The 23,667-nt window shown below is 40.3% G+C and carries 22 protein-coding genes and 1 tRNA gene; 11 read left to right on the forward strand and 12 right to left on the reverse strand.

Annotated features, from left to right (window positions below):
• Positions 1-49 precede the first annotated feature (49 nt).
• The 7 genes from J2756_RS06320 (at position 50) to J2756_RS06350 (ending at position 7,122) form a co-directional block, all read left to right on the forward strand.
• Positions 50-685, forward strand: coding sequence for a VTT domain-containing protein (locus J2756_RS06320; RefSeq protein WP_209583731.1), 636 nt, complete (start codon positions 50-52; stop codon positions 683-685).
• A 45-nt stretch (positions 686-730) separates the two neighbouring features.
• A complete protein-coding gene (locus J2756_RS06325; protein WP_209583733.1) occupies positions 731-1,492 on the forward strand; it encodes a heparan-alpha-glucosaminide N-acetyltransferase in 762 nt (253 codons plus the stop codon).
• Positions 1,493-1,668: 176 nt separating this feature from the next.
• Entirely contained in the window at positions 1,669-2,487 is an 819-nt protein-coding gene (locus J2756_RS06330; protein WP_209583734.1) for a DUF4013 domain-containing protein, read from the forward strand.
• Between the two features lie 202 nt (positions 2,488-2,689).
• Positions 2,690-3,127 (forward strand): hypothetical protein, encoded by a 438-nt coding sequence (locus J2756_RS06335; RefSeq protein WP_209583737.1) that lies wholly within the window; start codon positions 2,690-2,692, stop codon positions 3,125-3,127.
• A 111-nt stretch (positions 3,128-3,238) separates the two neighbouring features.
• Positions 3,239-3,739 carry a hypothetical protein gene (locus tag J2756_RS06340; protein WP_209583739.1) on the forward strand — a complete coding sequence of 167 codons (501 nt, stop codon included), beginning with the start codon at positions 3,239-3,241 and terminating at the stop codon, positions 3,737-3,739.
• A gap of 200 nt (positions 3,740-3,939) precedes the next feature.
• A complete protein-coding gene (gene gatA, locus J2756_RS06345) occupies positions 3,940-5,328 on the forward strand; it encodes an Asp-tRNA(Asn)/Glu-tRNA(Gln) amidotransferase subunit GatA (RefSeq protein WP_209583750.1) in 1,389 nt (462 codons plus the stop codon).
• Between the two features lie 300 nt (positions 5,329-5,628).
• Positions 5,629-7,122 carry a nucleotide-binding protein gene (locus tag J2756_RS06350; protein ID WP_209583752.1) on the forward strand — a complete coding sequence of 498 codons (1,494 nt, stop codon included), beginning with the start codon at positions 5,629-5,631 and terminating at the stop codon, positions 7,120-7,122.
• An 86-nt stretch (positions 7,123-7,208) separates the two neighbouring features.
• Here the strand turns inward: J2756_RS06350 and ribB are convergent, their stop codons facing one another.
• The 3 genes from ribB to sepS all read right to left on the reverse strand — a co-directional run bounded on the left by ribB (position 7,209) and on the right by sepS (position 10,483).
• On the reverse strand, positions 7,209-7,892 hold the full coding sequence (gene ribB, locus J2756_RS06355) for a 3,4-dihydroxy-2-butanone-4-phosphate synthase (protein ID WP_209583754.1): 684 nt from the start codon (positions 7,890-7,892) through the stop codon (positions 7,209-7,211).
• Between the two features lie 185 nt (positions 7,893-8,077).
• On the reverse strand, positions 8,078-8,455 hold the full coding sequence (locus J2756_RS06360; protein WP_209583756.1) for a DUF120 domain-containing protein: 378 nt from the start codon (positions 8,453-8,455) through the stop codon (positions 8,078-8,080).
• Positions 8,456-8,884: 429 nt separating this feature from the next.
• Entirely contained in the window at positions 8,885-10,483 is a 1,599-nt protein-coding gene (sepS, locus tag J2756_RS06365) for an O-phosphoserine--tRNA ligase (protein WP_209583758.1), read from the reverse strand.
• A gap of 223 nt (positions 10,484-10,706) precedes the next feature.
• Here sepS and tfrA point away from each other — a divergent pair, with 223 nt between their 5' ends.
• Positions 10,707-12,380, forward strand: coding sequence for a fumarate reductase (CoM/CoB) subunit TfrA (gene tfrA, locus J2756_RS06370; RefSeq protein WP_209583760.1), 1,674 nt, complete (start codon positions 10,707-10,709; stop codon positions 12,378-12,380).
• Positions 12,381-12,574: 194 nt separating this feature from the next.
• Positions 12,575-13,606: an FAD-dependent monooxygenase gene (locus J2756_RS06375; protein ID WP_209583763.1), complete on the forward strand. Its 1,032-nt coding sequence runs from the start codon at positions 12,575-12,577 to the stop codon at positions 13,604-13,606.
• Between the two features lie 3 nt (positions 13,607-13,609).
• Here the strand turns inward: J2756_RS06375 and J2756_RS06380 are convergent.
• From J2756_RS06380 to cfbD, 8 genes are all read right to left on the reverse strand, one after another.
• Positions 13,610-13,681, reverse strand: a tRNA-Arg gene (locus J2756_RS06380).
• 151 nt (positions 13,682-13,832) lie between these two features.
• Positions 13,833-14,297 carry an HIT family protein gene (locus tag J2756_RS06385; protein WP_209583765.1) on the reverse strand — a complete coding sequence of 155 codons (465 nt, stop codon included), beginning with the start codon at positions 14,295-14,297 and terminating at the stop codon, positions 13,833-13,835.
• Between the two features lie 48 nt (positions 14,298-14,345).
• Positions 14,346-14,945 (reverse strand): PAP2 family protein, encoded by a 600-nt coding sequence (locus tag J2756_RS06390; protein WP_209583767.1) that lies wholly within the window; start codon positions 14,943-14,945, stop codon positions 14,346-14,348.
• A gap of 234 nt (positions 14,946-15,179) precedes the next feature.
• Positions 15,180-15,620, reverse strand: coding sequence for a hypothetical protein (locus J2756_RS06395; RefSeq protein WP_209583769.1), 441 nt, complete (start codon positions 15,618-15,620; stop codon positions 15,180-15,182).
• Between the two features lie 154 nt (positions 15,621-15,774).
• Entirely contained in the window at positions 15,775-17,136 is a 1,362-nt protein-coding gene (locus J2756_RS06400; RefSeq protein ID WP_209583771.1) for an AIR synthase-related protein, read from the reverse strand.
• Positions 17,137-17,431: 295 nt separating this feature from the next.
• A complete protein-coding gene (gene hisH / locus J2756_RS06405; protein ID WP_209583773.1) occupies positions 17,432-18,040 on the reverse strand; it encodes an imidazole glycerol phosphate synthase subunit HisH in 609 nt (202 codons plus the stop codon).
• A gap of 100 nt (positions 18,041-18,140) precedes the next feature.
• The gene (locus tag J2756_RS06410; protein WP_209583778.1) at positions 18,141-19,148 is read right to left on the reverse strand and encodes a sugar phosphate nucleotidyltransferase; all 1,008 of its coding nucleotides are present in this window, start codon (positions 19,146-19,148) and stop codon (positions 18,141-18,143) included.
• Between the two features lie 247 nt (positions 19,149-19,395).
• Complete coding sequence (gene cfbD, locus J2756_RS06415) at positions 19,396-20,469, reverse strand: Ni-sirohydrochlorin a,c-diamide reductive cyclase catalytic subunit (protein WP_209583779.1); 1,074 nt, start codon at positions 20,467-20,469, stop codon at positions 19,396-19,398.
• A 342-nt stretch (positions 20,470-20,811) separates the two neighbouring features.
• Here cfbD and J2756_RS06420 point away from each other — a divergent pair, with 342 nt between their 5' ends.
• Together J2756_RS06420 and sfsA are read left to right on the forward strand one after the other, a co-directional pair.
• Complete coding sequence (locus J2756_RS06420) at positions 20,812-21,561, forward strand: hypothetical protein (protein WP_245315961.1); 750 nt, start codon at positions 20,812-20,814, stop codon at positions 21,559-21,561.
• Between the two features lie 200 nt (positions 21,562-21,761).
• On the forward strand, positions 21,762-22,538 hold the full coding sequence (gene sfsA / locus J2756_RS06425) for a DNA/RNA nuclease SfsA (protein ID WP_209583780.1): 777 nt from the start codon (positions 21,762-21,764) through the stop codon (positions 22,536-22,538).
• 99 nt (positions 22,539-22,637) lie between these two features.
• Here sfsA and J2756_RS06430 read toward each other — a convergent pair whose 3' ends face one another.
• Positions 22,638-23,660, reverse strand: a complete 1,023-nt coding sequence (locus tag J2756_RS06430) for a potassium channel family protein (protein ID WP_209583781.1) — start codon at positions 23,658-23,660, stop codon at positions 22,638-22,640.
• Positions 23,661-23,667 lie beyond the last annotated feature (7 nt).

Below are 23,667 nucleotides of genomic sequence, written 5' to 3' on the forward strand. Positions count from 1 at the left end.
TATCATAATATGCAAAGATTAAATAGTAACTCCCGTGAAATAGTTTAACATGTTTGAAGGCCTTGTAGTATCCCTTGAACAGATAATGGCTCTGTACGGTGCATGGGGTATCCTCATTGGAAGCATACTCGAGGAGATCGTTGCACCCATACCATCAACCCTGGTTGTGATGGGATCAAGTTTTCTCATAATGAAAGGTTCTGCAATTTCACCAGGAGCCTTCGGAACACTTTTTTTAAATATTATACTGCCTGCAGCAGTGGGAGTCACCCTGGGGTCGCTCTTCCTGTACTCCATAACCTACTACGCAGGAAAACCCGTGATAGAACGCTGGGGTAAATACTTTGGAGTTTCCTGGAGCAACGTGGAAGGGCTTGAGAAGAGATTTGAGGACAGCCGTTCAGATGAGCTTATACTCTTCCTCTTAAGGGCATTACCACTAGTTCCAAGTGTGATCATAAATGCATTCTGCGGAGTTATAAGATATGAAATTAAAAGATACCTTTCAATAACCTTCTTTGGAACAATTGTACGCACCCTAATCCTAGGATTCATAGGATGGCAGTTTGGAAACTTTTACCAGGATGCAGCACAGCAAATATCTTATCTTGAAGAAGGAGTCCTTATAGTAATATTAATAGGATTTATATCATTAATACTCTATAAAATGAGAAATAAAACCTGATTAATCAAATCTACGAATTAATATAAGGTTCATGTGGTTGTTACCATGGATTTAAACCAGAGGTTCTGGGAGGTGGATTCGGTAAGGGGAATTGCAATCGTCATGATGATAACTTACCATTTCCTCTTTGACCTAACTTACTTCAACGTGATAGATCTAAACGTGAGCTCCGGCTTTTTATGGTACTTCGCAAGAATAACCGCCGCAGTATTCATATTCCTTGTGGGTGTTTCCATGAAGCTCAGCCATTCCCGTGCCGAGAAGCTGAACCTCTACAGAGACAGGGACTTCTTCATGAAGTACCTGAAGCGCGGGCTTAAAATATTTGCCTGGGGCATTGGGATAACCATAATGACCTGGATATTCATAAGGGCTGATTTCATCATCTTCGGGGTTCTGCACTTCATAGGTGTGGCAATCATCCTCTCCTACCCATTCCTGAAGCGTAAATACACGAATCTGGTTTTTGGGTTAAGCTTTTTAGCAGTTGGGATCTACCTGCAGACCCTCTACTTCAACTTCACAGGGCTCATGTGGCTTGGATTCGTACCCTCAACCATCCACACAGTGGACTACTTCCCGCTTCTCCCATGGTTTGGAGTGGTTCTACTTGGAACCTTCGCTGGAGAAGTTCTTTACAGGGACTACAGGCGGAACTTCCATCTGCCGGATCTTTCCAGAACCTTTCCTGTCAGGGTGACTGGTTTGCTGGGCAGGCATTCACTCCTGATCTACCTCATGCATCAGCCTGTTCTGATACTCTTTCTTTATCTTCTGGGGGTTTTAAAGATTTCTTACTTATTTTAAGTTATATTTAAAAGTTTAAATCTTTTTTATAGATTTTAACACATTATTTTTCCTAAAAATTTGATTTAAATCAAAATCATTAAATATTACTTCTATAAATTGGAATATGACGTTAATACTGGATAGTTGAAACTTACAATCTTTACCAGTGATTTAAAGGTTGGAGTTGTAAAACCATGGATGTTACTGCTATAATAAAAGATTCTTTGAGGTATCCCCTTTCTGATTGGAAGAAAATTCTGATATTAGGAATTATCATAGTAATCAGCGACTTACTGTCTGTTTTCCAATCGTTAGGTGTAACAAACAAAGATTTAATACCCTTTTTAGTTGTTGTAGGATTCTTAATTGGACTTTTAGTAAATGGTTACCTATTTAGAATCCTAAGATCATCTCTGGATGGTCATAATGAACTTCCAAAGTTTAATAAATGGATTTCAATGTTTTATGATGGTTTTAAAGTGTTTACCACTTTCATCGCTTATTTAATCGTTCCTCCTGTGGTTATACTGTTCCTTCTAATCTCTCTCATGGGAATTGATTTCACATTTTTTACGCCAATTTGGGGAACTTTGGGAATAAATCCATTATATCTGGTAACATCAGAAATTTTTCCAGGAATAGTGAATTTCCTTGCGATTTCCTATGACATCTTCGCGGAGTTATCACTCTTAGTTCTATTATTTGTGTTCACAATAACTCCAATATTCTTAATGGCAATAGCGAATATGGCCTATGAAGGTGAATTCAGTGCAGCCTTCCGATTGCATGAAATACTTGATGAAATAGGATGTATAGGTTGGGGCAATCTTATAAAATGGTACCTGGCAACAGGAATTCTATTTTTAATCCTGTTTATCATAGGAAACATTATAGGTTACTTATTTGACTTTTTGAACCCTATTTTAGTATCTGTTTCGCTTTTACTGACTTTAATCCCATACTCTTACATGTATTATGCCAGAGCAGTGGCTTTATTCTACATGCCGGACTGAAATCGTAAATTATCTCTATAAACTGTACCATTGGAATGAAAGTTATAATTTGATCGTGTTTAATCGATGGGGTCGTGAAAAATGAATATTATGGATATAATGAAGGATTTTATTAAGTATCCTCTCTCTGATTGGAAGAAATTTTTGATATTATGAATATTTAACTTGTTGTGTGTTTACGTGTAATTTATGGGTGATAAATTTGGATAAAAAAATGATTCCAATAATAGTAATGGTGGGAATAATAGGACTAATTGCACTGATAGTAATTGTACCCGGACATACTCCTACTGAGGGTGCCACTTCAGGATCTGCATCTGGCGGAGGCACCGTTATATCCGAAAATACAATAATACCACTAACTCCAGATGAAACTACAACTCCTGTTGTAACTGATTTAAAAAATGGTTCTTATCAGGTAACTGGGTTGATGAGAAGCTACGCAGACAGTGATTACATAAACGTTGAGATTCTTGTAACGGGATACGATGTAAAAGGAAATGAAATCACTGAAAAGGAAGGATTAATTGCTAAAATTAAAGCTAATGAAACTTCACAATACACAGTAATCTTAACTCCCCAAAATGGTAAAGTTGTTTCATCGGCTGATGTTACTGTGTTGAATGCGACAGCTGTATAATCCTCCCATTTTTCTCTTTTTAAATAAAATTTAATAAAAGAATTAAAATAAGAATAAAAAAGATGATTGATCATAGGGTCAAAATAAACTCTGAAACTGGAAGTCCAACCAATGGAATCTGAAAAGGAAAGAACCCAGACCCTGAAAAAATTCAGAAACTACAGAAAATCCCTCAAGGCCAGCGAAGCCGAACTCCTTGAAAAGCTTCAGAACTTCCAAAGGGACAAAAAAGGTAGTGAAAACAGTTCAGAGGAATCTGAAAATGATTTGAAACCTCTGAATCCTGACGATGCAGGTCAAGTCTACATCATCTCCCAGTTAAATGTCGCAAGGGCCATGCCAGAGGTTCTGGACCAGCACATCACCATGCTGGAGGAAGGCGAGGATTTGGATCGTGTTCTTGTATCCTTCGAGTACCATGTTTACAAGGTTAAAAAGGATGTTTACTCTGACATGGGTGACTGGGAGGTTCTTTTAAAATTCATACCAGAGGACAGAAAATTCCAGATACAGAGGGATCCCAAGGGGCCGGGGGATCTCATACTAAAGGAACTGATCTGGATAAAAGATTACGAAAAGGGACTGAAGGGTATGGGCTTTGACAGAATTTAGGATAATCCCCTCATTTTTTTCATTATTCATAAGGTTCATTTAAGAAAATCAGGGAACATGAAATTAAATATAAAAGTGAATTAAAACAAACTGAATTCAATAGATATTATAAAAAAATTTTATTATAAAAAAAATCATCATCATTCTAATGGGAATTATAATTCAACCAACGACATCGTGTTGGTAAATCAGGTGCGACCATGAAAGTTTCAGATAAGGCAGTATCAATTAAAAATCATGAAATCACAGCATTAGAGAACCTTGAAAAGTTCCATGAAACAATAGAAAGGGAAAACCCTAAAATAAACGCTTTTTTAGAGGTTAAAGTTGATGAGGCAATGGTTCTTGCAGAGAGTATTGATAAAAAGATTCAGAACGGCGAGAAAACAGGTAAACTTGCAGGACTCGTTATTGGGGTTAAAAGCAACATCAACGTTGAGGACTTCCACATCACAGCAGCCTCCAGAACCCTTGAAAACTACCTTGGAAGCTACGACGCCACAGTGGTAAAGAGGATAAAGGAAGAAGACGGTATCATCATTGGAATGACCAACATGGACGAGTTTGCAGCTGGAAGCTCCACAGAAACATCCGCATTCGGAGCAACAGACAACCCTGCATCCCCAGGCAGGATCCCTGGTGGTTCCAGTGGTGGAAGTGCAGCATCAGTTGCAGCGGACATGTGCGACCTGAGCATAGGATCAGACACAGGTGGTTCCATAAGAAACCCTGCATCCCACTGTGGAGTTTTTGGATTCAAACCAACCTACGGTGCAGTTTCAAGGCAGGGACTCCTTGACCTTGCAATGAGCTTCGACCAGATCGGACCCTTCTCACGTGATACTGCAGGCACAGCTCTTATGCTGGATGTCATAGCAGGAAACGACCCAACCGAGTGCACATCCCTTGCATGGGAGGTTCCAGATTTCACAGCCATAGCAGCAAAGGCAGGGGTCGATCCAGAAAATTCACTTAAAGGTGTTAAACTGGGGGTGGTCAAGCAGTTCCAGGACGTGTCAGACGAGAAGATCGTTAATATAATTGAAGAATCCATTAATAAAATGGAAGAGGCAGGGGCAGAAGTAGTTGAATTAAGCTTCGATCACATTGATTTGTGCCTACCTACTTACTACCTCATAAACTACGTTGAGTTCTTCTCAGCAACAAGGAAGTACGACGGCCGTAAGTACGGTGAGAGGATCGAGGAAGCCTGTGGTGAGGAAGTGCTCAAAAGGATCCACATGGGTGCATACATAAGCCAGCAGGAATTCAGTGGTAAGTACTACAAAAAAGCCCTCCAGGCAAGATCCCTCATAAGAAAGGAGATGAACACTCTCCTGAAAGATGTGGATGCCATTTGCGGACCAACAGTTCCAAAATTACCCCACAAAACAGGCACCTCCCTTGAAACAATGGAGATGTACGCCTACGATGTCCTGACTGTTATAGCAAACCTTGCAGGAATACCCGCTGCAAGCATGCCTGCAGGAGATGTGAACGGAGTGCCTGTGGGAGTTCAGTTCCAGGCAAAACCACTGGATGATGCTAGGATAATCGAGCTAATGGCTGCATTTGAATCCATCCAGTAAAATGGTGGAAATAAAAGAAAATATGCTTCTTTTATTCAAAATTCTTTTTTTATTTTACTATCTTCAAGTTACTCCTTCTTTTACTCATTTAATATTATTATTCAGTAAAATCTATCTTCCAAGTTCCCAAAACTTAATTAAACCCCTGGAAAATAATTTTTATTCAAAATTCATATTAAAAAAATTTTTATTCAAAATTCATATTAAAAAAATTTTTATTCAATTGCTTCTAATATCCCAATGAACGGTTCTAAAAAAGATGCAGGGTTTTAAAAAAAGTAAAGGTTTGGACTGGTAAAAATGAAAAAAATCGGATTTCTATATGTAAAAGGTGCCGTACCTGGATTTGAAGACTTCGGACACCTTCCAACACACCTTTTAAAGGAAAATGGAATGGTCAACGGTTTACCTGCCCACAGGGAACTGGACGGACTAATAATCCCCGGCGGCAGTATAGTGGAATCCCAGAGCTTAACAAAGGATCTTAAAAGGGAGATACGCCTCCTCGACAGGGAGGGCAAGTTCATCTTAGGGATGTGCTCAGGGTTCCAGGCCCTCGCTAACAAAACAGATATAGGCAGAAAATCCCCCTGCCCAGTTGAAAAGGAGGGATTGGGACTTCTTGATGTTACCTTCCATCCAATGATAGGCACGGACAGGGTTGAAGCTGAGGTCACTGGAAACTCCTTTTTAACAGAAGGACTGATTGGGGAGAAGGTAACAGGTTTTCACTGCCACACCTACGGAGAAATAAGGGGAGATGCACTATCCATAATTGAATCCGCGGTTAAAAGGACGAATTACAGGAACAATCCTCGCAGAATAGTTTCAGGGGTCAGAAACGATGATGGAAACGTTGTTGGAACCATGGTTCACGGCGCCCTTGATGAAAACCCAGAACTCGCTCGAAACATCCTGAAATTCATAGATGCAAGTGAAGAGGATATTGAAGAGATTCATGATGCAAACAAAATTCTCCTAAACGAAATAAGAGGAGAAATAGGTGTGAACACAGGGATACGTGCAGATTACAGAACTGCAGAGGGTTCAAAATCTCCAAGGGCAGTTATGATTGCAAGCACAGGCTCTGATTCTGGTAAAACCTTCCTAACAACGGGCCTTGCAGGGGTTCTAAGGAAGCGTGGCTATAAGGTGTGTGTTCTCAAAGTGGGACCAGACACCAGGGACATAGTACCGGCACTCTACCTCAACAAGGAAAAGATGCAGCCCTACTCATCCATAAAGATAGGGGGGCTGGGATGGAAGGATTTAAAGGACACATTAAAGGATGTTAAATCAAAGAGCTATGATTTTATCCTCATAGAGGGAGTTATGAGCATATTCACAGGACTCCTGAACCAAAAAACTCCATTTTCAGGGGCAGAAATAGCAAAAGCAGTCGATATCCCAGTTTTACTCGTAGCAGGATGCAACAAGGGAGGAATTGAAACAGCAGCAGTTGATCTTGTGGGTCACACTGAGATCATGGATAAACTCGGCCTGAAAACCAGGGGAGTCATCCTTAACAAGGTTTACGATGAAGGGATAGCAGGTTCTGCATCATCCTTCATAAAATTGAGAACTGGACTGGACTTCGTTGAAACTGTTCCAAAGGTCAAACTCGCTGAAAGGGGTAACACACCTGAAGTGGAAATAAAACTTGAAGATTTCTGCCTCAACGCAATGAGAACAGTTGAAGAAAACCTGGACGTTGAAAGAATAATTCAGATAGCTGAAGAAATAGAATTCAATGGTTATGATTCATTTGATGATATTTTGAAGGTTTTTAAATGAAATATCTTTTTTGCACTGAAAAAACAGAAATACAAATCTAATTGCTGAAAAAGAATAAATAATTAAAAAGTAAAAATAATTCAATTTTACTCTTTTTTAGATACAAAGTCTTCATAGGCCGCTATAACATCATCACCGCTCATAAATACGAGTCCGTGTTCTTCAGCGTATGCTTTTGCCTTATCAGTTGTTAGGGAGCCGCCTGTTTCATCGTCCATCATTTCACAGCACACAGCAACCTGTGTTAATCCGCACATCTCTGTGAGGGCTATGCTCATCTCTGTGTGGCCTTTCCTTTCAAGAACGTGTTTATCTGCTGCCTTCAGCATGGTAACATGGCCTGGAGCCCTGAAGTGTTTGCCGAATTCACCCTGTTTTCCTTCCTTGCAGAGTAAGGCTAACTCTTTGATGGTCATGGCCCTATCGTTGTCTGTTATGCCTGTGAAGGTTTTCCTGTGGTTGATGGTTATGGAGAATGCAGATTTTTCATCGTAGGGAATGTCGTTTGGTGAGAGCTCAGTAAGAACAGGGTACTTAGAGCTTGCCTCTTCCATTATGTCAGTCATGAATGGAACTCCAAGTTTTTCCATGTTCTCAGCAGACACAGGTACACAGAAAAGACCTCCTGCATCGTTTCTCATCTGGGTCATGTGCTCTGGGGTCATGAACTCCCCGGCCACTATCATGTCTGTTTCCCTTTCCCTGTTGTCGTTGTCAAATATTAAAACGATTTCTCCGTTTTTCAATGCTTTCAGTGCTTTGTTTATCATTAAATCACAACTTTTTAGTTTAAATGTAAATCTACACAAAATTATGTATTAAATATCCAATCTTGCTACGATCCCTTTAATTCCTTTTAATTTTGGTTCAAAAATCCACTTCAGTCGATAATTTTTACTTCAATTCTAATTCTATGATCCAAGTTTATAACTTTGTTGGAGCAGGTAACTTTCACTTATTCAATGTTCAGGGTAACAACATCTCCATCTTCAAGTTTCAAAGTTTTTCTAAGATTTACCTCGGCAATGAATTCAAGCACGTCCTGTGGATGTTTGGTTTTCACAGGAAAAACAAGTGCACCTTCAACTTCATTGTTCAGAGTAGCTTTTAATGCCTTAACATCTCCAAATTTATCTTTTCCACTGATTATAACGAATTTTTCAGGTTCTATGCCCTGGATCATCTTGATATTATTCACAGCTATTCCAATATTGAGGGTACCTACAAAGGGTTTTAAATCCAGTTTTTCCTTGAACTGTTCCCTGTAAATATCCTGTGACATGAAATATGTTCCTTTTCCCATTCCTGAAACTACGATTCCTTTAATCTCCATTTAACTCACTTTTAAAGTTTAGATTATACTGATATTCCCTAATAAATAATTCAAAAAATTTTCAATATTTTCATGAAATACTTAAGATCAAGCAATTAAATATAAAACAATTGATTATACGCCTTTAAAAAGCTTTTTAAGTATTTAGTAACGATTTTTTATTTTTATAATTCATATTTGAAGAAGTGATTGGGGTTATGTATTTCTTAACTTTAACCTTTTTGCAGGATTTTGACAAATGCATCTAAAAGGCTTTAAAAACTCAAAGAAAGCCCATACTTATTATAAATTCAATATATCCTATTAATTTTACTTTTATTAAGGGATCAATGACTGAATTCTTTGAATTTTAATACATATCTAATTACTTGTTAAAAAAATTGAAAATATTTATTTTGGGCTTTTTTACACTGAAAAACCTAATAGGTATCATTCTATGATTTTACAGTTCAAAGTCGAGAAGGTAGGTCCTCTAACGTCTATAACCTTATTTTTGCCGGTTATGTAGTTGAGTGCAACCTCATCAAGTCTTAAATTTATATCGGAGATGGATCTTGATATGGTGGTTCTCAGACTCACTTCTTCAGCCCCGCTCACAACCATCTCCTCAATTTTATAAGCTGCATTGGCTGCAAGTCCATTGATGTAGCGTATATTTGTGTTGACTCCATTTTCCACAGCTTTGAGTGCAGCTTCATCCTGAACATCTCCACCTTCAGGAACACCAATGATGTTGCCGTCTTGGATATGTATGGAGTTCATTGATGCAGGTCCAAGAAGCTTCGTGCCAGATTCAGGTTCCACAGCCACAACCTCTATATCTTTGCCCAGGAATTCTCCCTTGAATACTGTGAATTCACATGGGGAGTCTGCATCACCGTTTTCAGTCCAGGTTTCCAGGATACTGTTCATGAGGGCCCTGCCATCCGTTGTTGCAGGGTAGTAGTTTATCCTGAGCATGGTTGCAAGTTCCCTGTCTGTGAAACTCCAGCTTCCATAGGTCTGGGGATAAACCATCTCACGTACATCAGCCTGGTTGTGGAGTATCATGGCTATTCTCTCAGCCCCAACCCCCAGGTTCATAACGTCCTTGTCTATCCCGTACTTGGCAAGGGCTATGGGTGAGTACATTCCAAAGGTTGCAACTTCAACCCACTCCCTGAGCTTGGGATGGTAACCGTAAACCTCTGTCTGTGTGCCGGGTACGTAGTACTTGGATTTCTTTTCATCTGGCTGGAAACGGAACTTCTCAAATCCAAAGTGTTCCAGAAGACTCTCAGAAACAGCCATACCAACATCAAGGGAAACTTCATCATCCATCCAGACACATGAAGCTGAATGGTAGGTCATGAGGTGGCTTGAATCCTCACGCTGCTCCCTCCTGAAACACCTGTCTATGGAGAAGAGTTTCAGTGGCAGTTTGGTTTTATCGTGTATGGAGCTCAAGGTTACGAACCATCCTGATGTCATGTGGGAGCGCAGTGTTGTCTGATTTGCAACTGGTGTCAGTTCCCTGAGCTCTGGAAAAACCCTTTCAAGAACCCTGAGTCCAAGATCGTTTTCAACGTCAAGGGCAGATGAAACCTCCAGTACAAGGTCGTCACCACTGGTATCTCCCTTCTTGTACCCTCTGAAAACATCTTTAAGTCCCTGAACCTTTTCCTCAGTGAGTTTAACTCCAAGACCCTCGATCCGTTCAATCTTATCCATCCCAATACCTATATCTGGCCTTGGAAGTCCTGCAAGGTAAAAACAGCGGTCAAGAACTGCCGGTGCCTCTGGTCCGAACTGTTTGTAGATCTGTTCCTCGTCTATAAAAACAGGGTTTACTGTTTCATCGAATCCAAGCTTCATGTAGGCCTGACGGAGCTCTGCTATGGTATCGTAGAGCATATGACTTTTGCCTGTTTTGAAGTGCAGTCTTGGATACTCCTGGTCATGATGGGGTTTTTTGAGAGTTTTAGCAGTTTCAATCCATGCCTTTTCAAAATCTCTCTTTGCAAGTCTTACTATTTCCTTTCTTTTCAAATTATGCCCCCGTTAATTGTGATATGCTTTGATAATAGTTTTAATCGTTATACAACTATTTTTTTGTTATGATCCTTTTTATATTTATTTTATAACGGATGTGATATGGAAGTTGGGATCTTCGATCCTATCGGAACCTTCTCAGACCATCGTTAACATTCCATGTTATTCAATCCCATCATGATCATAAAATTAAATAAGATACCTCACTCAATCTCATAGCATGGTAAATGAAATAGTTGAATGCGATGTACTGATTATAGGTTCAGGCGGTGCAGGATGCAGAGCTGCCATAGAGGCCCGTAAACATGATTTAAACGTTTTAATAGTTTCAAAAGGATTATCATTCAAATCAGGCTGCACAACACTTGCAGAGGGAGGATACAACGCTGCCTTTGGCTATGTTGATTCAGAGGACAGTGTTGATGCACACTTCAACGACACAATCAGAGGAGGTGCCTACCTCAACGATTTAAACCTTGTGAGGGTGCTTGTGAATGAGGCCAAGGACAGGTTAACAGAACTTGAAGATTTTGGAGCCATCTTCGACAGGCAGGAATCAGGAAAACTCAATCAAAGACCCTTTGGAGGTCAAACCTACAGACGTACGTGCTTCCAGGGAGACAGAACAGGCCATGAGATGATGATGGCCCTCAAGGAAGAAGTCATAAAGCAGGGAATCCAGACCATGGATGAGGTTATGATAACCTCCCTCATACCAAACGAAGGGGGAGATGCAGTGATAGGTGCCTGTGGAATATCCCTCAAGGACTCCGGTTTCATTGAGTTCAGAGCCAAATCAACTGTACTTGCAACTGGAGGGGGGGGATGGCTTTACCCCGTAACATCAAACGCAGTCCAGAAAACAGGTGATGGATTTTCACTGGCCTACGATGCAGGTGCGGACCTTCTTGACATGGAACAGGTTCAATTCCACCCAACAGGCATGGTCTATCCAGAATCTAGGAAGGGTGTTCTTGTAACAGAGGCAGTGCGTGGCGAAGGTGGAAAGCTCATAAATTCAGAAGGTGAACGTTTCATGAAAAACTACGACTCCCGGGGAGAACTTGCAACCCGGGACGTTGTTGCAAGGGCAATATACAATGAAATACGTGAGGGAAGGGGAACAGAAAATGGTGGAGTTTACCTGGACGTCACACACTTACCTCCAGAACTCATCGAGGAAAAACTGGAAACCATGCTCCTCCAGTTCCAGGACGTGGGCGTGGACATCAGGAAAGAACCAATGGAAGTAGCACCAACTGCACACCATTTCATGGGCGGTGCGAAGATAAATCCACAGGGAGAAACAACAGTAAGAAACCTATACGCTGCAGGTGAGGTTACAGGTGGTGTTCACGGTGCAAACAGACTTGGTGGAAATGCTCTGGCAGACACCCAGGTATTCGGTAAACGGGCAGGTGTAAAAGCAGCTAAAAACGCTCTTGATAATGATTTAAGTTCCAACCCTGCATACGTCCATGCAGAAGAAGACAGGATCCATGGTGAGGTTAAAGACGGTGATCACTACCCCCACGAAATCAAGAGAGAACTCAAGGAAACCATGTGGAAGAATGTTGCAATAATAAGGAATGAAGAGGGATTAAAATCTGCAATAACCAAACTGGAGGAACTCAGGGAAAAATCCCGGAACATGAAGGTTCCAGAGGGCTCAGGATTCAACAAGAACCTTCAGGACGCCCTTGAAATCGAGAACATCATCAAAGTTGCCATGTTGGTAACAGAATCTGCACTCCTGCGCCGTGAAAGCCGTGGAGCACATTACAGGGAGGATTACCCTGAAACCAATGATAAGTGGGCAAGGAGCATAGTCCTCAATAAGAACACGGATTTCAGGTACATTAAACGGGGACTGTCAACCTGCAGATTCAATTAAAATCTCCATTCATGTCTTTGAAATCCAAATTTTCCCTAAATTTCCATATTTAAAATGCCAACTAATAAATTGGAAATTATTCTGTTCTTTTTTTTGATATAATAATTATTTTGGATGTATTATGAATATATGGGTGATATCATAGATTTTAATCTAAATTCATGTTTTCAATTCTGTTCAGGAGGAAAAATAAGATGTACGATGTTGTAGTGGTGGGGGCAGGACCTGCAGGTTCTATGGCTGCAAAAAAGGCAGCTGATGCAGGCTGTAAAGTTTTGTTGGTTGAGAAGATGCAGCTGCCAAGGGAAAAATCATGTTCAGGTATTCTGATAAAAAAATCCATCAATACAGTGGAAAAAGAATTTGGAAAGATACCCCACAATTTACCGTGTAAAACAAAAAATAAGGGTATTGTACTTACAAATGAGGAAAATAAGGAGTTTAAATTTGAAAGTGAAGGACTCAATGTATGGAGAAGTTCATTCGATCAGTGGTTAAGTTTGGTGGCTGAAGATTCTGGTGTTGAGTTGCGACAGTCAACTTCAGTTATTTCATGTGAAGAAAAGGAAGATCACGTTGTTGTCAAGTTAAACTGCAATGGGACGTATTATGAAAAAACTAAAGTCATGATTGCCTGTGATGGTGCAACGAGTAAAATTAAACGTAGTTTAGGAAGGGGGCAGAACAACCAAATCATCACTTATCAAACCTTCTGCAGGGGAACGATAGATCTTGACGGTAGTTTTTTCTATGCTTTTTTAGACCCAAAGTTCTCCCAGTACGATGCATGGTTCAATGTGAAAGATGATTTTCTTGTTTTTGGTGTGGGTGTCAAAGAAGTATCTCTTATAAAAAATTATCATTCAAGGTTTCTTTCCTTTTTGGCTTCAGAGTTCAATGCCAAAATTCAATCCTCTGTTAGGGGAGAAATGGGAATACTTCCATGTGTAATGCCGGGATACGGCACTGATATGGGAAAGGGGAGAGTTTTGTTTGCAGGTGAAGCAGCCAATTTTCTTAATCCTATGGGAGAAGGCATATCTGGTGCATTAATAACTGGAGCCATGGCTGCAGAATCTGCAGTATCGCTTTTTGAAGATAATTTAAATATAAATAATCTGGTGGATCTTTATAAAAACAGGGTTGCAGATGAAAAGGAGTACATGATAAGACAGTGGAAGTTTCTAACTAAACTTTCTCCCAGATTCTCTTATTTAAACAAATAATAATGCCCTGACCGGGATTTGAACCCGGGTTATAGGATCCGCAATCCTAAGTGATATCCGCTACACTATCAGGGCAAGTTAATACTGAAAAATCGAGTAATTTCAATAATTAATTTTACTTTATTCTAGTTAAGATTTTGTTCTATTTAAGTTTGGTGCTGGATAGTTAAAAAATGCATAAGGGAACCCATCAAATTTTCCCGACTTTGCTTTTATTTATAAATTTTCAGAGTTTTAAGAATTTCAGAAGATGGTGGATGATCTCGTCACGTTCTGAACTTGGAAGGTAAAGGGTTTCATGGATGTTAATGGTGCTCTTACCAAAACAGGGATCCTTGAATATTCTACCATTGAATTCAATTGGTTCTCTGTAGCGGGGTATGAAATGCCAGTGAAGGTGTGGATCTGGATGGTTTTGAAGGTAGGATGAGTTCATAAGACTTCCCCAGTTGAACATGGTTGCATTGAAAGCTTTTTTGATGGTGCGTTCCATTCGTTTCACCACATAAAAAAATTCAGACCATTCCTCCTTTATTAAACCGGACAATTCACTTTCTTCTCTTTTTAAGGCCACAACGCATGTGCCAAGATTTTTTTGGTCAGGTGCCAGAAAAATGAGCCAGTACTCAACCTCAGCCATCATATCTCCATAACCCTGTTCACATACCTTTTCAAGAAATCTTGTTTTCATTTTATCATCTTCAACTATCTTTGATTTAAGGAGCATAGCTAAAATGGGTCATGGTATTAACAGGTAAAGTTGTATCGTGGTCACAACCAGTCCATAGGCCGCACCTGCCATCACCTGGCCAGTGCTGTGTTTTTTAAGGGTTACCCTGCTCCACATCACCACGGGTATAATGGTTCCAAATAACATTCCTGGATAACCGAAGGCGTATATCATGGCAGCTGTGGGCCCTGCAACACCCATGGCATGGAGGCTGATCTTCCAGAAAAAGGTTATAAAAAGCACGATCAACGTGTTTGAGAAGTAGCAGAACATTAGGGCGGTGGTTATAACTGGGGCCCCCAAGGCATACAAGATTAAAAAACCCATTAAATAGGATGATATTGCAAAGATAAGGGGCAACTTTCTTTTTTTCCTGTCGGTTATATCAACGTCTATCCCCTTCCTATTTATCCACAGCATAACTGTTGTAATTGGTAAGACCGTTCCAAAAACTGCACATATCAAAGTTAAAAATAAAAAGTCATTGAAACTGAGGAAAAAGTAATTCAGAAGTGTGAATGTTGGTAGAGAAACAAGGGGCGGGTGGGTTATGGCAGATATAAACTTCGCAGAACCAATTCTTGATTGTGATGCAATATGGGGTTCCATAATCAAACACAGCCACATTTTTCAAAATACACAGAAGTTAATCCCCAATACCTTCCAATTAAGGGAAATCACGAACTTAGGATCACTATCCCTTCAGATGATGCTGAACATGATAACTGTATCTATATTTGGATCCTTCTCATAAAAAAAATGGGGGGTTTCCCTGGATGGGATAAAACTAAAGATAAAAATTAGGTTTACTACAAAATAAAATCAAATAAAAACTCTTTCACATCATCTCCAGACCCAGAGCTTGAAGATGTATCCTCCGTAACTCCTGCTTGAAACTTCAACGTTTTTAGCACCTTCAAAATCTGCATTAGATGTTAAAACAGTTCCATTAAGCTGATTTTCCTCTGTTAGTCTGTAGTTAACTCCTGGAAGAGTTTTGTTCAGAAAAGAATCTGCAATTTCCCCTGCCTCATTGATACCAGTACCATCGTTGTGGTGTTCTGATAGAACCTTTGACATATTTTCCAGCAGACTCAAACCATTATTTTCCCTGTAATTGACCATGGCATTAATCGAATCCTGGGAAATATGTGACAGACGAATATCCTGGTTTGGAGCTTCAAGTGCAGAGTAATTAACATTAAAAATAGCGGTGATCACTATGAAAAGTGGGATGAGTGCTAAAACTGCATCCCAACTGAATATAAAACCTTTTTCATCCATTTTATCCCCCTGATTTCTTCTGAATTTTTTCAATTCATTTGGAGTGAAGTTTAAGACCAGAAAAATTGAAGAATGGGTAAAAGAAGGAGGGAGTACTGTACGAATTAAAATTCGTATAATTTTTATATAAACCATTAGAGGTCCTTAAAAAAGGCTATCTTCCCCTAACCATATCCACAACCCTGTCCTTTTTATCTATTGCATCCATTGCAGCTTTTTCAACCTTTTCCTTCATTACTTCGAAGTCTTCAGGTTCAATGTCCCCAACGATCTTCTTTATCTTGGTGTATGCTGCTTCCCTGAAGAGTGGCTTCAGCTCCTCCTCAACCCCGTCCTTCACGAGCTTGGATTTACCACTTTCATCAACGTAACCAATTTCATCGATACCCACACCAACACCAGATATTGCCTTTTTAACCCGTGATGCAACATCTTCTGGTGCTATGATCATCAATGAGTCCACTGAAACACCCAGGGGGTCTATGTCAAGGTTTTCAAGCATCTCAAGCACCTTGGGGTTCACCATGCCACGTATCTTGTCATCGTGGAAGGTCAGTCCCAGGCCTGTTGTTTTGGAGATTTCATGGGCATCTCCCCTGAGCCCGCCGTTGGTCACATCGGTCATTGCATGAACCTCTGGAAGCAGTCCTGCCTGGAATATTGCTTCTGAGGATTTTATAAAGCTTATGTCCATGGTTTCCCAGACAACATCGAATAGTCCGTGGTAAAGGGCCGTGGTACTTATGGTACCTCCTCCAGAACCCTCTGTGAGGAGTATAACGTCACCTGATTCTGCCCGTTTCCTTGCTGTTGGTGGATACTTGGATACTCCAACTGCACCCACAGCACTCACCAGCCTGTCCCCAAGAACCATGTCTCCACCAACCCTGAGGGTGCTTCCGGCCACTAGGGGCACGTCAACGAGTTCTGAAACTGCGCAGACTCCTGCAGTGAAGTCGAAGAGTTTTCCAACGTCTCCGTCGTCTGCAAGGTGCAGGTCGCTGAGCATTGCAACGGGATCAGCTCCCATAACGCAGACGTCACGGAGGGTGGCTCTTGCAACGTGGAAACCTCCAAGGAATGGGTATTCACTGAGTCTGGAGTGTATTCCGTCCACTGCAGTTGTTATGTAAACATCATCAGCCCCTACGTTGGCTTTGACAACGCCTCCGTCGTCCTGGGCTGTTGGATTTATGAGTGCACTGCTTTTGGTGCTTGAAACTATCTCTGCAATCTTTCTGTGAACGAAGAAGTCTCCAGCACCTCTGGATCCAACACCTATCTCACCCATTCCAACGTTGGAGTGGGGGTACCTTATGATGTCCTTCAATGATTCGTCACTGCATTCATCGATTTTCAGGGTATTTTTAACCTCTTCAATCACTGCTTGAGCCATTTCACTGGCTTTTTCAGGGTTTATTTCTTTGTATTCAAGTATTTTGTTTTTAAGGTCCTCTTGAACGGATTTTTCGTCTTGTTCTTTCATTGAGCGCCTTACAAAGCCTTCTATGTCCACGTGATACACCTTTTTTTTTTATTTGTTAACCTTGGAATTTTCCCTATTGTTTATTGTATTAGTATGCGTGGGCTGGAAGTATAAGCTTGATCATATTATTTGACCCCACAATTATTAATACTTTTTGGACAACAATTAATAATAAGGCGGTTTTTGTAACTGAAACCAAAAAAAATAATTAAAAATGAAGAAAATGGGGTTTCAGCATTCTGCTTTTAAAGCCCCGGGTTTAGATTAATCCAAGTTTATAAGTTAATTAAATTCGTAAATTAATTCAAATTCAATGAATTGATCCTTAAATCAGTTCAACGAAGTTCTGGAGGATCTTAAGTCCAGGTTCTCCGCTTTTTTCAGGGTGGAACTGGGTTGCAAATGTGTTGCCCCTGCAGACAGCAGCAGGAACATCAAAACCATAATCAACCGTTGCAGCGATGATGTCCCTCTCACTGGGATTCACGTAGTAGGAGTGCACGAAGTACATGTACTCAGGGCCAACCCCTTCAAACAATGGACAGGGATTTTCCATCTGAAGTTTGTTCCATCCCATATGGGGTATCTTAAGTCCCTGGGATTTCATGGAATCTGGGAAGTGAAGAACATCCCCCTCAAAGACACTGAGTCCTTCAACCCCTGGACTTTCCTGACTTTTTTCAAAGAGAACCTGGAGTCCAAGACAAACACCTAAAAACGGTTTTTTATCATTTATATGGCTGTGTATAACCTCTTGATACTCTTTAAGCTGGGCCATTGCATTTCCAAAGGCACCAACCCCTGGAAGAACAAGTGCTTCAGCATCCTTCATCTCATCCACGTCACTTGAGATGGAAACATCTGCACCCACCTTCAAAAAGCCATTTTTAATACTTTTAAGGTTTCCTGAGCCGTAATCGATTATGGTTATCATTTGATGCCTCAACTGGGATTTAATTATCGTTTGAATTTCTGTTATTCAGTTATCTGTAAAATGAATAGATATCTATTGATAAAAAAAAGATTTTAAGGGTCTACCTTGCTGGGTAGTAATCCTTAACCCTAACTGTGTCCTGAAGGTGCGGTGTTGAAACCTCGTGGAGCACTGTGTTTTCCATGGCCACTATGGAGTGAACTTCACCAGGCTCTATCCTTATGGTGTCGTTTTTACCGAAGTACTCTTTACGATCCTCAAATTCGATGTAGCCTGCACCGCTTACTATGTACATGGTTTCATCCTTCTGCTCGTGGTAGTGGAAGGATGTCTGGTACCCTTCACGTATGAAGAGCTCCTTGGTCAGGTACTTCTCGGTGTTTATTAGAATCTTCTCGTAACCCCATGGTTTGTCCTCACGGTTCTGGTACTCCTTCCTTATCTGCTCAAGCTCCTTTGTTGTGTCTATTGCCATCCAGAAAAGGCCGTTCTCCTTGTAGTAACCAAGCTGGTTTTCCTTTGCAAGCATTGGGAACACAGTTTTCTCTATATCTCCAACATCGAAGTCTCCAAAGTTTATATCTCCATTTGAGAAGTAAACTCCGCCGTTTATGTAATAATCAAGGACTGGTTTTTCCTTGAAGGATACTAAACGATCCCCACTGATTTCAACGATTCCGTAGGGTGAAACCATCTTGGTAACGAAGATCTGCAGTGGGTAGTCTGATTTTTCACCCTGTTCTATCATCTTCTTGATGTTTAAATCTGCAACAACATCCCCGTTTCTTATAACGCACTGTTCACCGTCGCCAAGATGTTCCATACCAAGTTTTATAGCATTTAAAGTTCCAAGAGGTTCTGATTCTTCAACGTATTCAATTTTAACTCCCTTGTAATCATCACCATATCTCTCCCTTATCTTGTCGCTTAAAAAACCTGTTAAAAGGAGTACCTTGTCCACTCCAGCATTTTTAAAGTCGAAGAGTTGTTTGTCCAGTATGGTGTAGTCATCCCTAATTTCTATGAGGGGTTTGGGAACCCTTTCAGTCAGGGGTCTTAAACGCTTCCCAAATCCTCCGCAGAGTATCATTCCAACTGTTTTCGTCATGTTATCACCGTGATTGTATTTGAATAATGTTCATAAGATTATCTCATGATCCTCTTATTTTTATTAGATTATACTATTCAAACCATTTATGTATATAATTCTTCTATGAATCTCATTGAAGATTTCAGATATAGTTATTACTGTAATCATTGGATTTAAAATTTCCTTTAATAAACCATTGTATCGTTTTTAATGGATTGGATGGATCATAATAAAAAAATTAGAGGGGAAAAAGTAGGGAAATCCTTTAAAAATCCATAAGTCCCATTAAAATCTCTCCAAAATCAGATGGAACTATATGGTCTGTTCCAAGGGTTTTTGAATGGGCGTCGAGTTCAGTTACAACGTAGGTGTATCCAAGCTTCTTTAGGGGTTCAACCAGTCTTGGACCGTCTGTCACAGCTATGGTTTCAGCTTCTATCTCTTCTACAGGCAGTGCATGGGGCACACCTGCAACAACAACCATGTCAAAGCTTCCTTCCTTGATGATTCGTGCAGCTTCCTCACCTGTAACAGGGTACTCATCCAGACCTCCACTTATTTCATCAATGGTTACACCTTCATCTGAAAGCTCCCTGCGAATATTCACGGCGTGCTGCCTTATCCTTGAAAGTCCAACCTTCTCATCAAGGTTTGCAATGATCAGGGGCTTGTTATCAGGGTAAACCTCTCCGAAAGGAACCTTAAGAAGGTCTGAAAAGAGGTAAGAAGTTTCTTTTTTAGCGTTGAGCACCATTGCTATTTGGTCTCCCCTTTCAAAGCTTTCAAGGAGCACCCTTGCAACCTGAACCTTATTGTCACCATAAGATGGCTTGATGTAACCGCCCTGGGCCATGCCCCTGGTTTTCTCTGTCTGGGTTGCGAGTTTCAGCATGCGGGTCTGTCGTTCCCTTTCTTCCTCGGGTATGACTCCTGCCTTTGCTGCAGCGTCCAGCACCATTATGGCACCCTCTGTGTTGTCCCCTTCGCCGAATCCTCCATGGGACTCCACAGGAATAACAGTTGCATCTATATCTGCATTTTTAACTGCCTCTTTAAGGTCTTCTCCAATTATCATGCTTGCACAGGTTCCAACCACTCCAACGAGCTTTGGGGAGAACATCTCCTCAACCTTTCTTATGGTTTCCTCAAGCTTGTCTGCAGCTCCGAATACGAAGTCATTTTCAGACATTGCAGTGGTAACAACCCTGACGCCATCGTTTTCAAGGAGTCTGCCTGTTCTGAAACAGCAGCCGTGGGGGCCGTGGAGTATGATAACGTCCGCGTTCATATCACGCAGTGTGTAGAGTGAAGCAGCTATTGGGCTGGGTCTTGGATGCATTCATTTCACCTCATCTTTAGTTTAAAACTGGTTTTAAATGTATGTTATTGGGATTAATTCTATTTTAAGATCAATTTTATCAGATTTTTATTAATATTATTTGAATGAATCATACTTAATTTGTAGTCCATGGAAGATCATGGTGTAAAAAATTTTATGTAAAAATTTATTGAACTTAAAGAACTTGAAAAATTCTTGAATTAGAGATTCTATTGACTAATTCCTAAAATTTTTCATGGGCCTTCAACATAGATCATGAACAAGATTAAGATAGGATCTTATAAAATATAAGTTAAATGTTCTTACGAAACAAGTTGATATGTATAATAAATCGTGGTGATCATGCATATAAAAGACCTGCTACTGATTATTTTAATGGTTGGAATAACCTTAACAGCCATTGTAGTTAATTACGTCCCAATCAACAACCCAACCCATAATAGTTTTAATGGCCTCTTAAATCCTTTAACAAACTTCAATGGACTGAACCAGTCCTTGACCCTGGGAAGTGATGATGAGGGCTACGTTGTGCGTGGAGGCCCCTACGGAAACCTGAATTCAACTGTTAAGATTGCTTACATCATAGGTGTGCATCCACGTGAGGTAAAGGCCCACACTGCCATTTTATGGGCTGTTTTAACCCACCAGAACCTGAAGTACTGTTACTACGTCTACTGGGTTCACGTCACAGAAGATGCCTCTGGCTACGATAAAGGCAGAATAAACGGCCAGAACCTGGCTGCAGAATACGTTGTGCCGGATGTTGTCAGGGGAAACTTCAAAATGGCGGTGGATGTTCACTCCAACAGGGGGGTTCAGGCAGGTTACAAAGAGGATAGATTTGTAGTTTCACCTGTACAGGGCGGTTCATCAGAGGCCACAGCCCTAAACATCATTTCTAAAATTTCATGGCTGACTTACTACATTCCAAAGGGGGATACTGGCCCTAAAAGTCCACGTTTTGTAACTGTGCCACTTATAAACTCAGGGATAACGTCCTTTATCTATGAAACCTACATGTACGAACCCTACAATGTAACACTGGAACATGCAGAAGAATTTGTTGGTGCAGTGGAGGCAGTGAACTTATAATATGCATAGATGTACAGAAAATTTTTATTTAATTTTTTATTGTCCTGGTTTTGATCAAATTCTCCAGTTGTAAAATTATATTTGGAAATTTTATTTGTACGTATTATTTCAAAGTCACTAATCAATATTTTAACGATAACATTTAGATAACATACCAATTTCATGATTAAATTCATAATTAACAGTTGGTGGGATTGAAAATGATAATATCCAATTTGATAACAGGAAGCTTCATTGAAAGGCCCAACAGGTTCACAGTAATCTTCAGAATGGATAATTTTGATAAAAAGTTAAAAGATAATGTTGGGAACGATCTTAAAACCATCACTGAAAAGGCACATCTCCGCGACCCTGGAAGACTTGAAGAACTCCTTTTTTCTGGCGTTAAACTTCTTTTAAGGCCAGCAATTAATCCTGAAGGCAGAAAAACCAAGTTCGATGTGATTGCAGTTTTCAAAGACAACAATTGGGTTCTTATAAATTCAGGCTTCCACAGTGACATAGCTCAGGAACTCATAGAATCAGGATTAATATCTGAATTTTCAGGTTATTCAATTAAAAAAAGGGAATACTCCCATGGTAAAAGTAGAATAGACTTCCTATTATCTGCTAATTCACGTAATTCTGATAATAATGGCAATAACAGAATGTTGCTTGAGGTTAAAGGCTGCACCCTTGTTGAAGAGGGACATGCAAGGTTTCCAGATGCACCCACAAAAAGGGGCAGGAAGCATGTTGAGGAGCTCAAAGATGCCCTGGAAGAAGGGTACATATCCACAGTACTATTTTTGGTATTAAAGGAAGATGCAGATGATTTTGCACCCAACAGAGTTACAGATCCTGATTTTTCAGATTCATTAAATGCAGCCAGGGATTCTGGAGTTCTGATAGTTCCCTACTCCTTTAAAAATATCTACAAGCCATCAAAAAAGGAATTAGAAATAAAACCCTTTAAAAGAGTTGAATTGGATTTTTAGACAATTAAAACCCTATTTTTTCAGGAATTAATGGCTACTGAACATGGGAAGAGGGATAAAATCCATTAATCCTACCCATCACATGATTAAACAATTTCATCAGGCTTGTCCAGTTGGATCATCTCTTTCAAGCCTTTCAAACTCCTCAGGCTTCCCAATTCCAAGTATTATATCTCCAGATTCTATGGTCATGTTTCTAGGAGGATCTATGGTCAAATCTCCATTTTTACCAATCCCTACAAGCACAACTCCTGTATTTTCATGTATATCAGCATCCACTATGCTTTTACCTGCAAAATAACTTTCAGAACCTATTTTAACCTCTTTCAGTTCCCTTTCCTTCTTCTCAGCCAGAACATCCTGGACGAACATGGCCTCGTAACCGTCATCTATGCTCTTGTGCATCAGCCTGCCAGATATCACGAATGGAGAGATCACCTGGGTTGCACCTGCAAGTTTTATCTGTTCTATGTTTTCGTAGCGTTGTGCCTCAGCTATCACCCTGACTTCCTGGTCTAACTTTCTTATTCCAAGTATGCAGTGTATTGTATGTGAATCTGATTCCATATCCACTATTACTGCCTTCGCACCCCTAACATTTGCCTTTTCAAGGTCTTTTATACGTGTAGGATCGCCGTGAACGAAGTTAACACCATTTTTCAGTGCCAGCTTGCGAACTGCCTCATTTTCATCCAAGATAAAAACCTCGCTTCCCCTTCCAATTTCCTTTATACATTCTGCTGTACTTTCTGTCCAGCCGCATATCACAACATGTCTTGATTTTTTCACGTTAATCAGCCCCATGAGCTTCATTTGTTCTTTACTCACGATAAGTTCCACAATTGATTCAATAGCCACTGCAAATGTTCCAATACCCAGCACCAACAGGGTTATTGTGAAGTACATCCCAAGGGATGTTACAGGGCTGTAATCTCCATATCCAACGGTTCCAATTGTTATGAATGTCCAGTAGAATGACACGATCCATGGCTGACCTTCTATAAGATGGAAACCAATGGTTCCGTAGGCTACAACTGCTAGAACCAGTATTAAAATACGGGTGATGGGTTTTTTAACCAGTTTGGGGAAATGTTCCCTTAAAAGTTCGAATAGTACAAACATGGACTTT

Source organism: Methanobacterium aggregans (assembly GCF_017874455.1).
In the GTDB taxonomy this organism is placed as follows: domain Archaea; phylum Methanobacteriota; class Methanobacteria; order Methanobacteriales; family Methanobacteriaceae; genus Methanobacterium_C; species Methanobacterium_C aggregans.

Bases quoted from the DNA above. Each gene is read 5' to 3' on its own strand.
- J2756_RS06320 (WP_209583731.1), top strand. From the start codon at position 50: ATGTTTGAAGGCCTTGTAGTATCCCTTGAACAGATAATGGCTCTGTAC.
- J2756_RS06325 (WP_209583733.1), top strand. From the start codon at position 731: ATGGATTTAAACCAGAGGTTCTGGGAGGTGGATTCGGTAAGGGGAATT.
- J2756_RS06330 (WP_209583734.1), top strand. From the start codon at position 1,669: ATGGATGTTACTGCTATAATAAAAGATTCTTTGAGGTATCCCCTTTCT.
- J2756_RS06340 (WP_209583739.1), top strand. From the start codon at position 3,239: ATGGAATCTGAAAAGGAAAGAACCCAGACCCTGAAAAAATTCAGAAAC.
- gatA (WP_209583750.1), top strand. From the start codon at position 3,940: ATGAAAGTTTCAGATAAGGCAGTATCAATTAAAAATCATGAAATCACA.
- J2756_RS06350 (WP_209583752.1), top strand. From the start codon at position 5,629: ATGAAAAAAATCGGATTTCTATATGTAAAAGGTGCCGTACCTGGATTT.
- ribB (WP_209583754.1), bottom strand. From the start codon at position 7,892: ATGATAAACAAAGCACTGAAAGCATTGAAAAACGGAGAAATCGTTTTA.
- J2756_RS06360 (WP_209583756.1), bottom strand. From the start codon at position 8,455: ATGGAGATTAAAGGAATCGTAGTTTCAGGAATGGGAAAAGGAACATAT.
- tfrA (WP_209583760.1), top strand. From the start codon at position 10,707: ATGGTAAATGAAATAGTTGAATGCGATGTACTGATTATAGGTTCAGGC.
- J2756_RS06375 (WP_209583763.1), top strand. From the start codon at position 12,575: ATGTACGATGTTGTAGTGGTGGGGGCAGGACCTGCAGGTTCTATGGCT.
- J2756_RS06385 (WP_209583765.1), bottom strand. From the start codon at position 14,297: ATGAAAACAAGATTTCTTGAAAAGGTATGTGAACAGGGTTATGGAGAT.
- J2756_RS06390 (WP_209583767.1), bottom strand. From the start codon at position 14,945: ATGGAACCCCATATTGCATCACAATCAAGAATTGGTTCTGCGAAGTTT.
- J2756_RS06395 (WP_209583769.1), bottom strand. From the start codon at position 15,620: ATGGATGAAAAAGGTTTTATATTCAGTTGGGATGCAGTTTTAGCACTC.
- hisH (WP_209583773.1), bottom strand. From the start codon at position 18,040: ATGATAACCATAATCGATTACGGCTCAGGAAACCTTAAAAGTATTAAA.
- J2756_RS06410 (WP_209583778.1), bottom strand. From the start codon at position 19,148: ATGACGAAAACAGTTGGAATGATACTCTGCGGAGGATTTGGGAAGCGT.
- cfbD (WP_209583779.1), bottom strand. From the start codon at position 20,469: ATGCATCCAAGACCCAGCCCAATAGCTGCTTCACTCTACACACTGCGT.
- J2756_RS06420 (WP_245315961.1), top strand. From the start codon at position 20,812: ATGCATATAAAAGACCTGCTACTGATTATTTTAATGGTTGGAATAACC.
- sfsA (WP_209583780.1), top strand. From the start codon at position 21,762: ATGATAATATCCAATTTGATAACAGGAAGCTTCATTGAAAGGCCCAAC.
- J2756_RS06430 (WP_209583781.1), bottom strand. From the start codon at position 23,660: ATGTTTGTACTATTCGAACTTTTAAGGGAACATTTCCCCAAACTGGTT.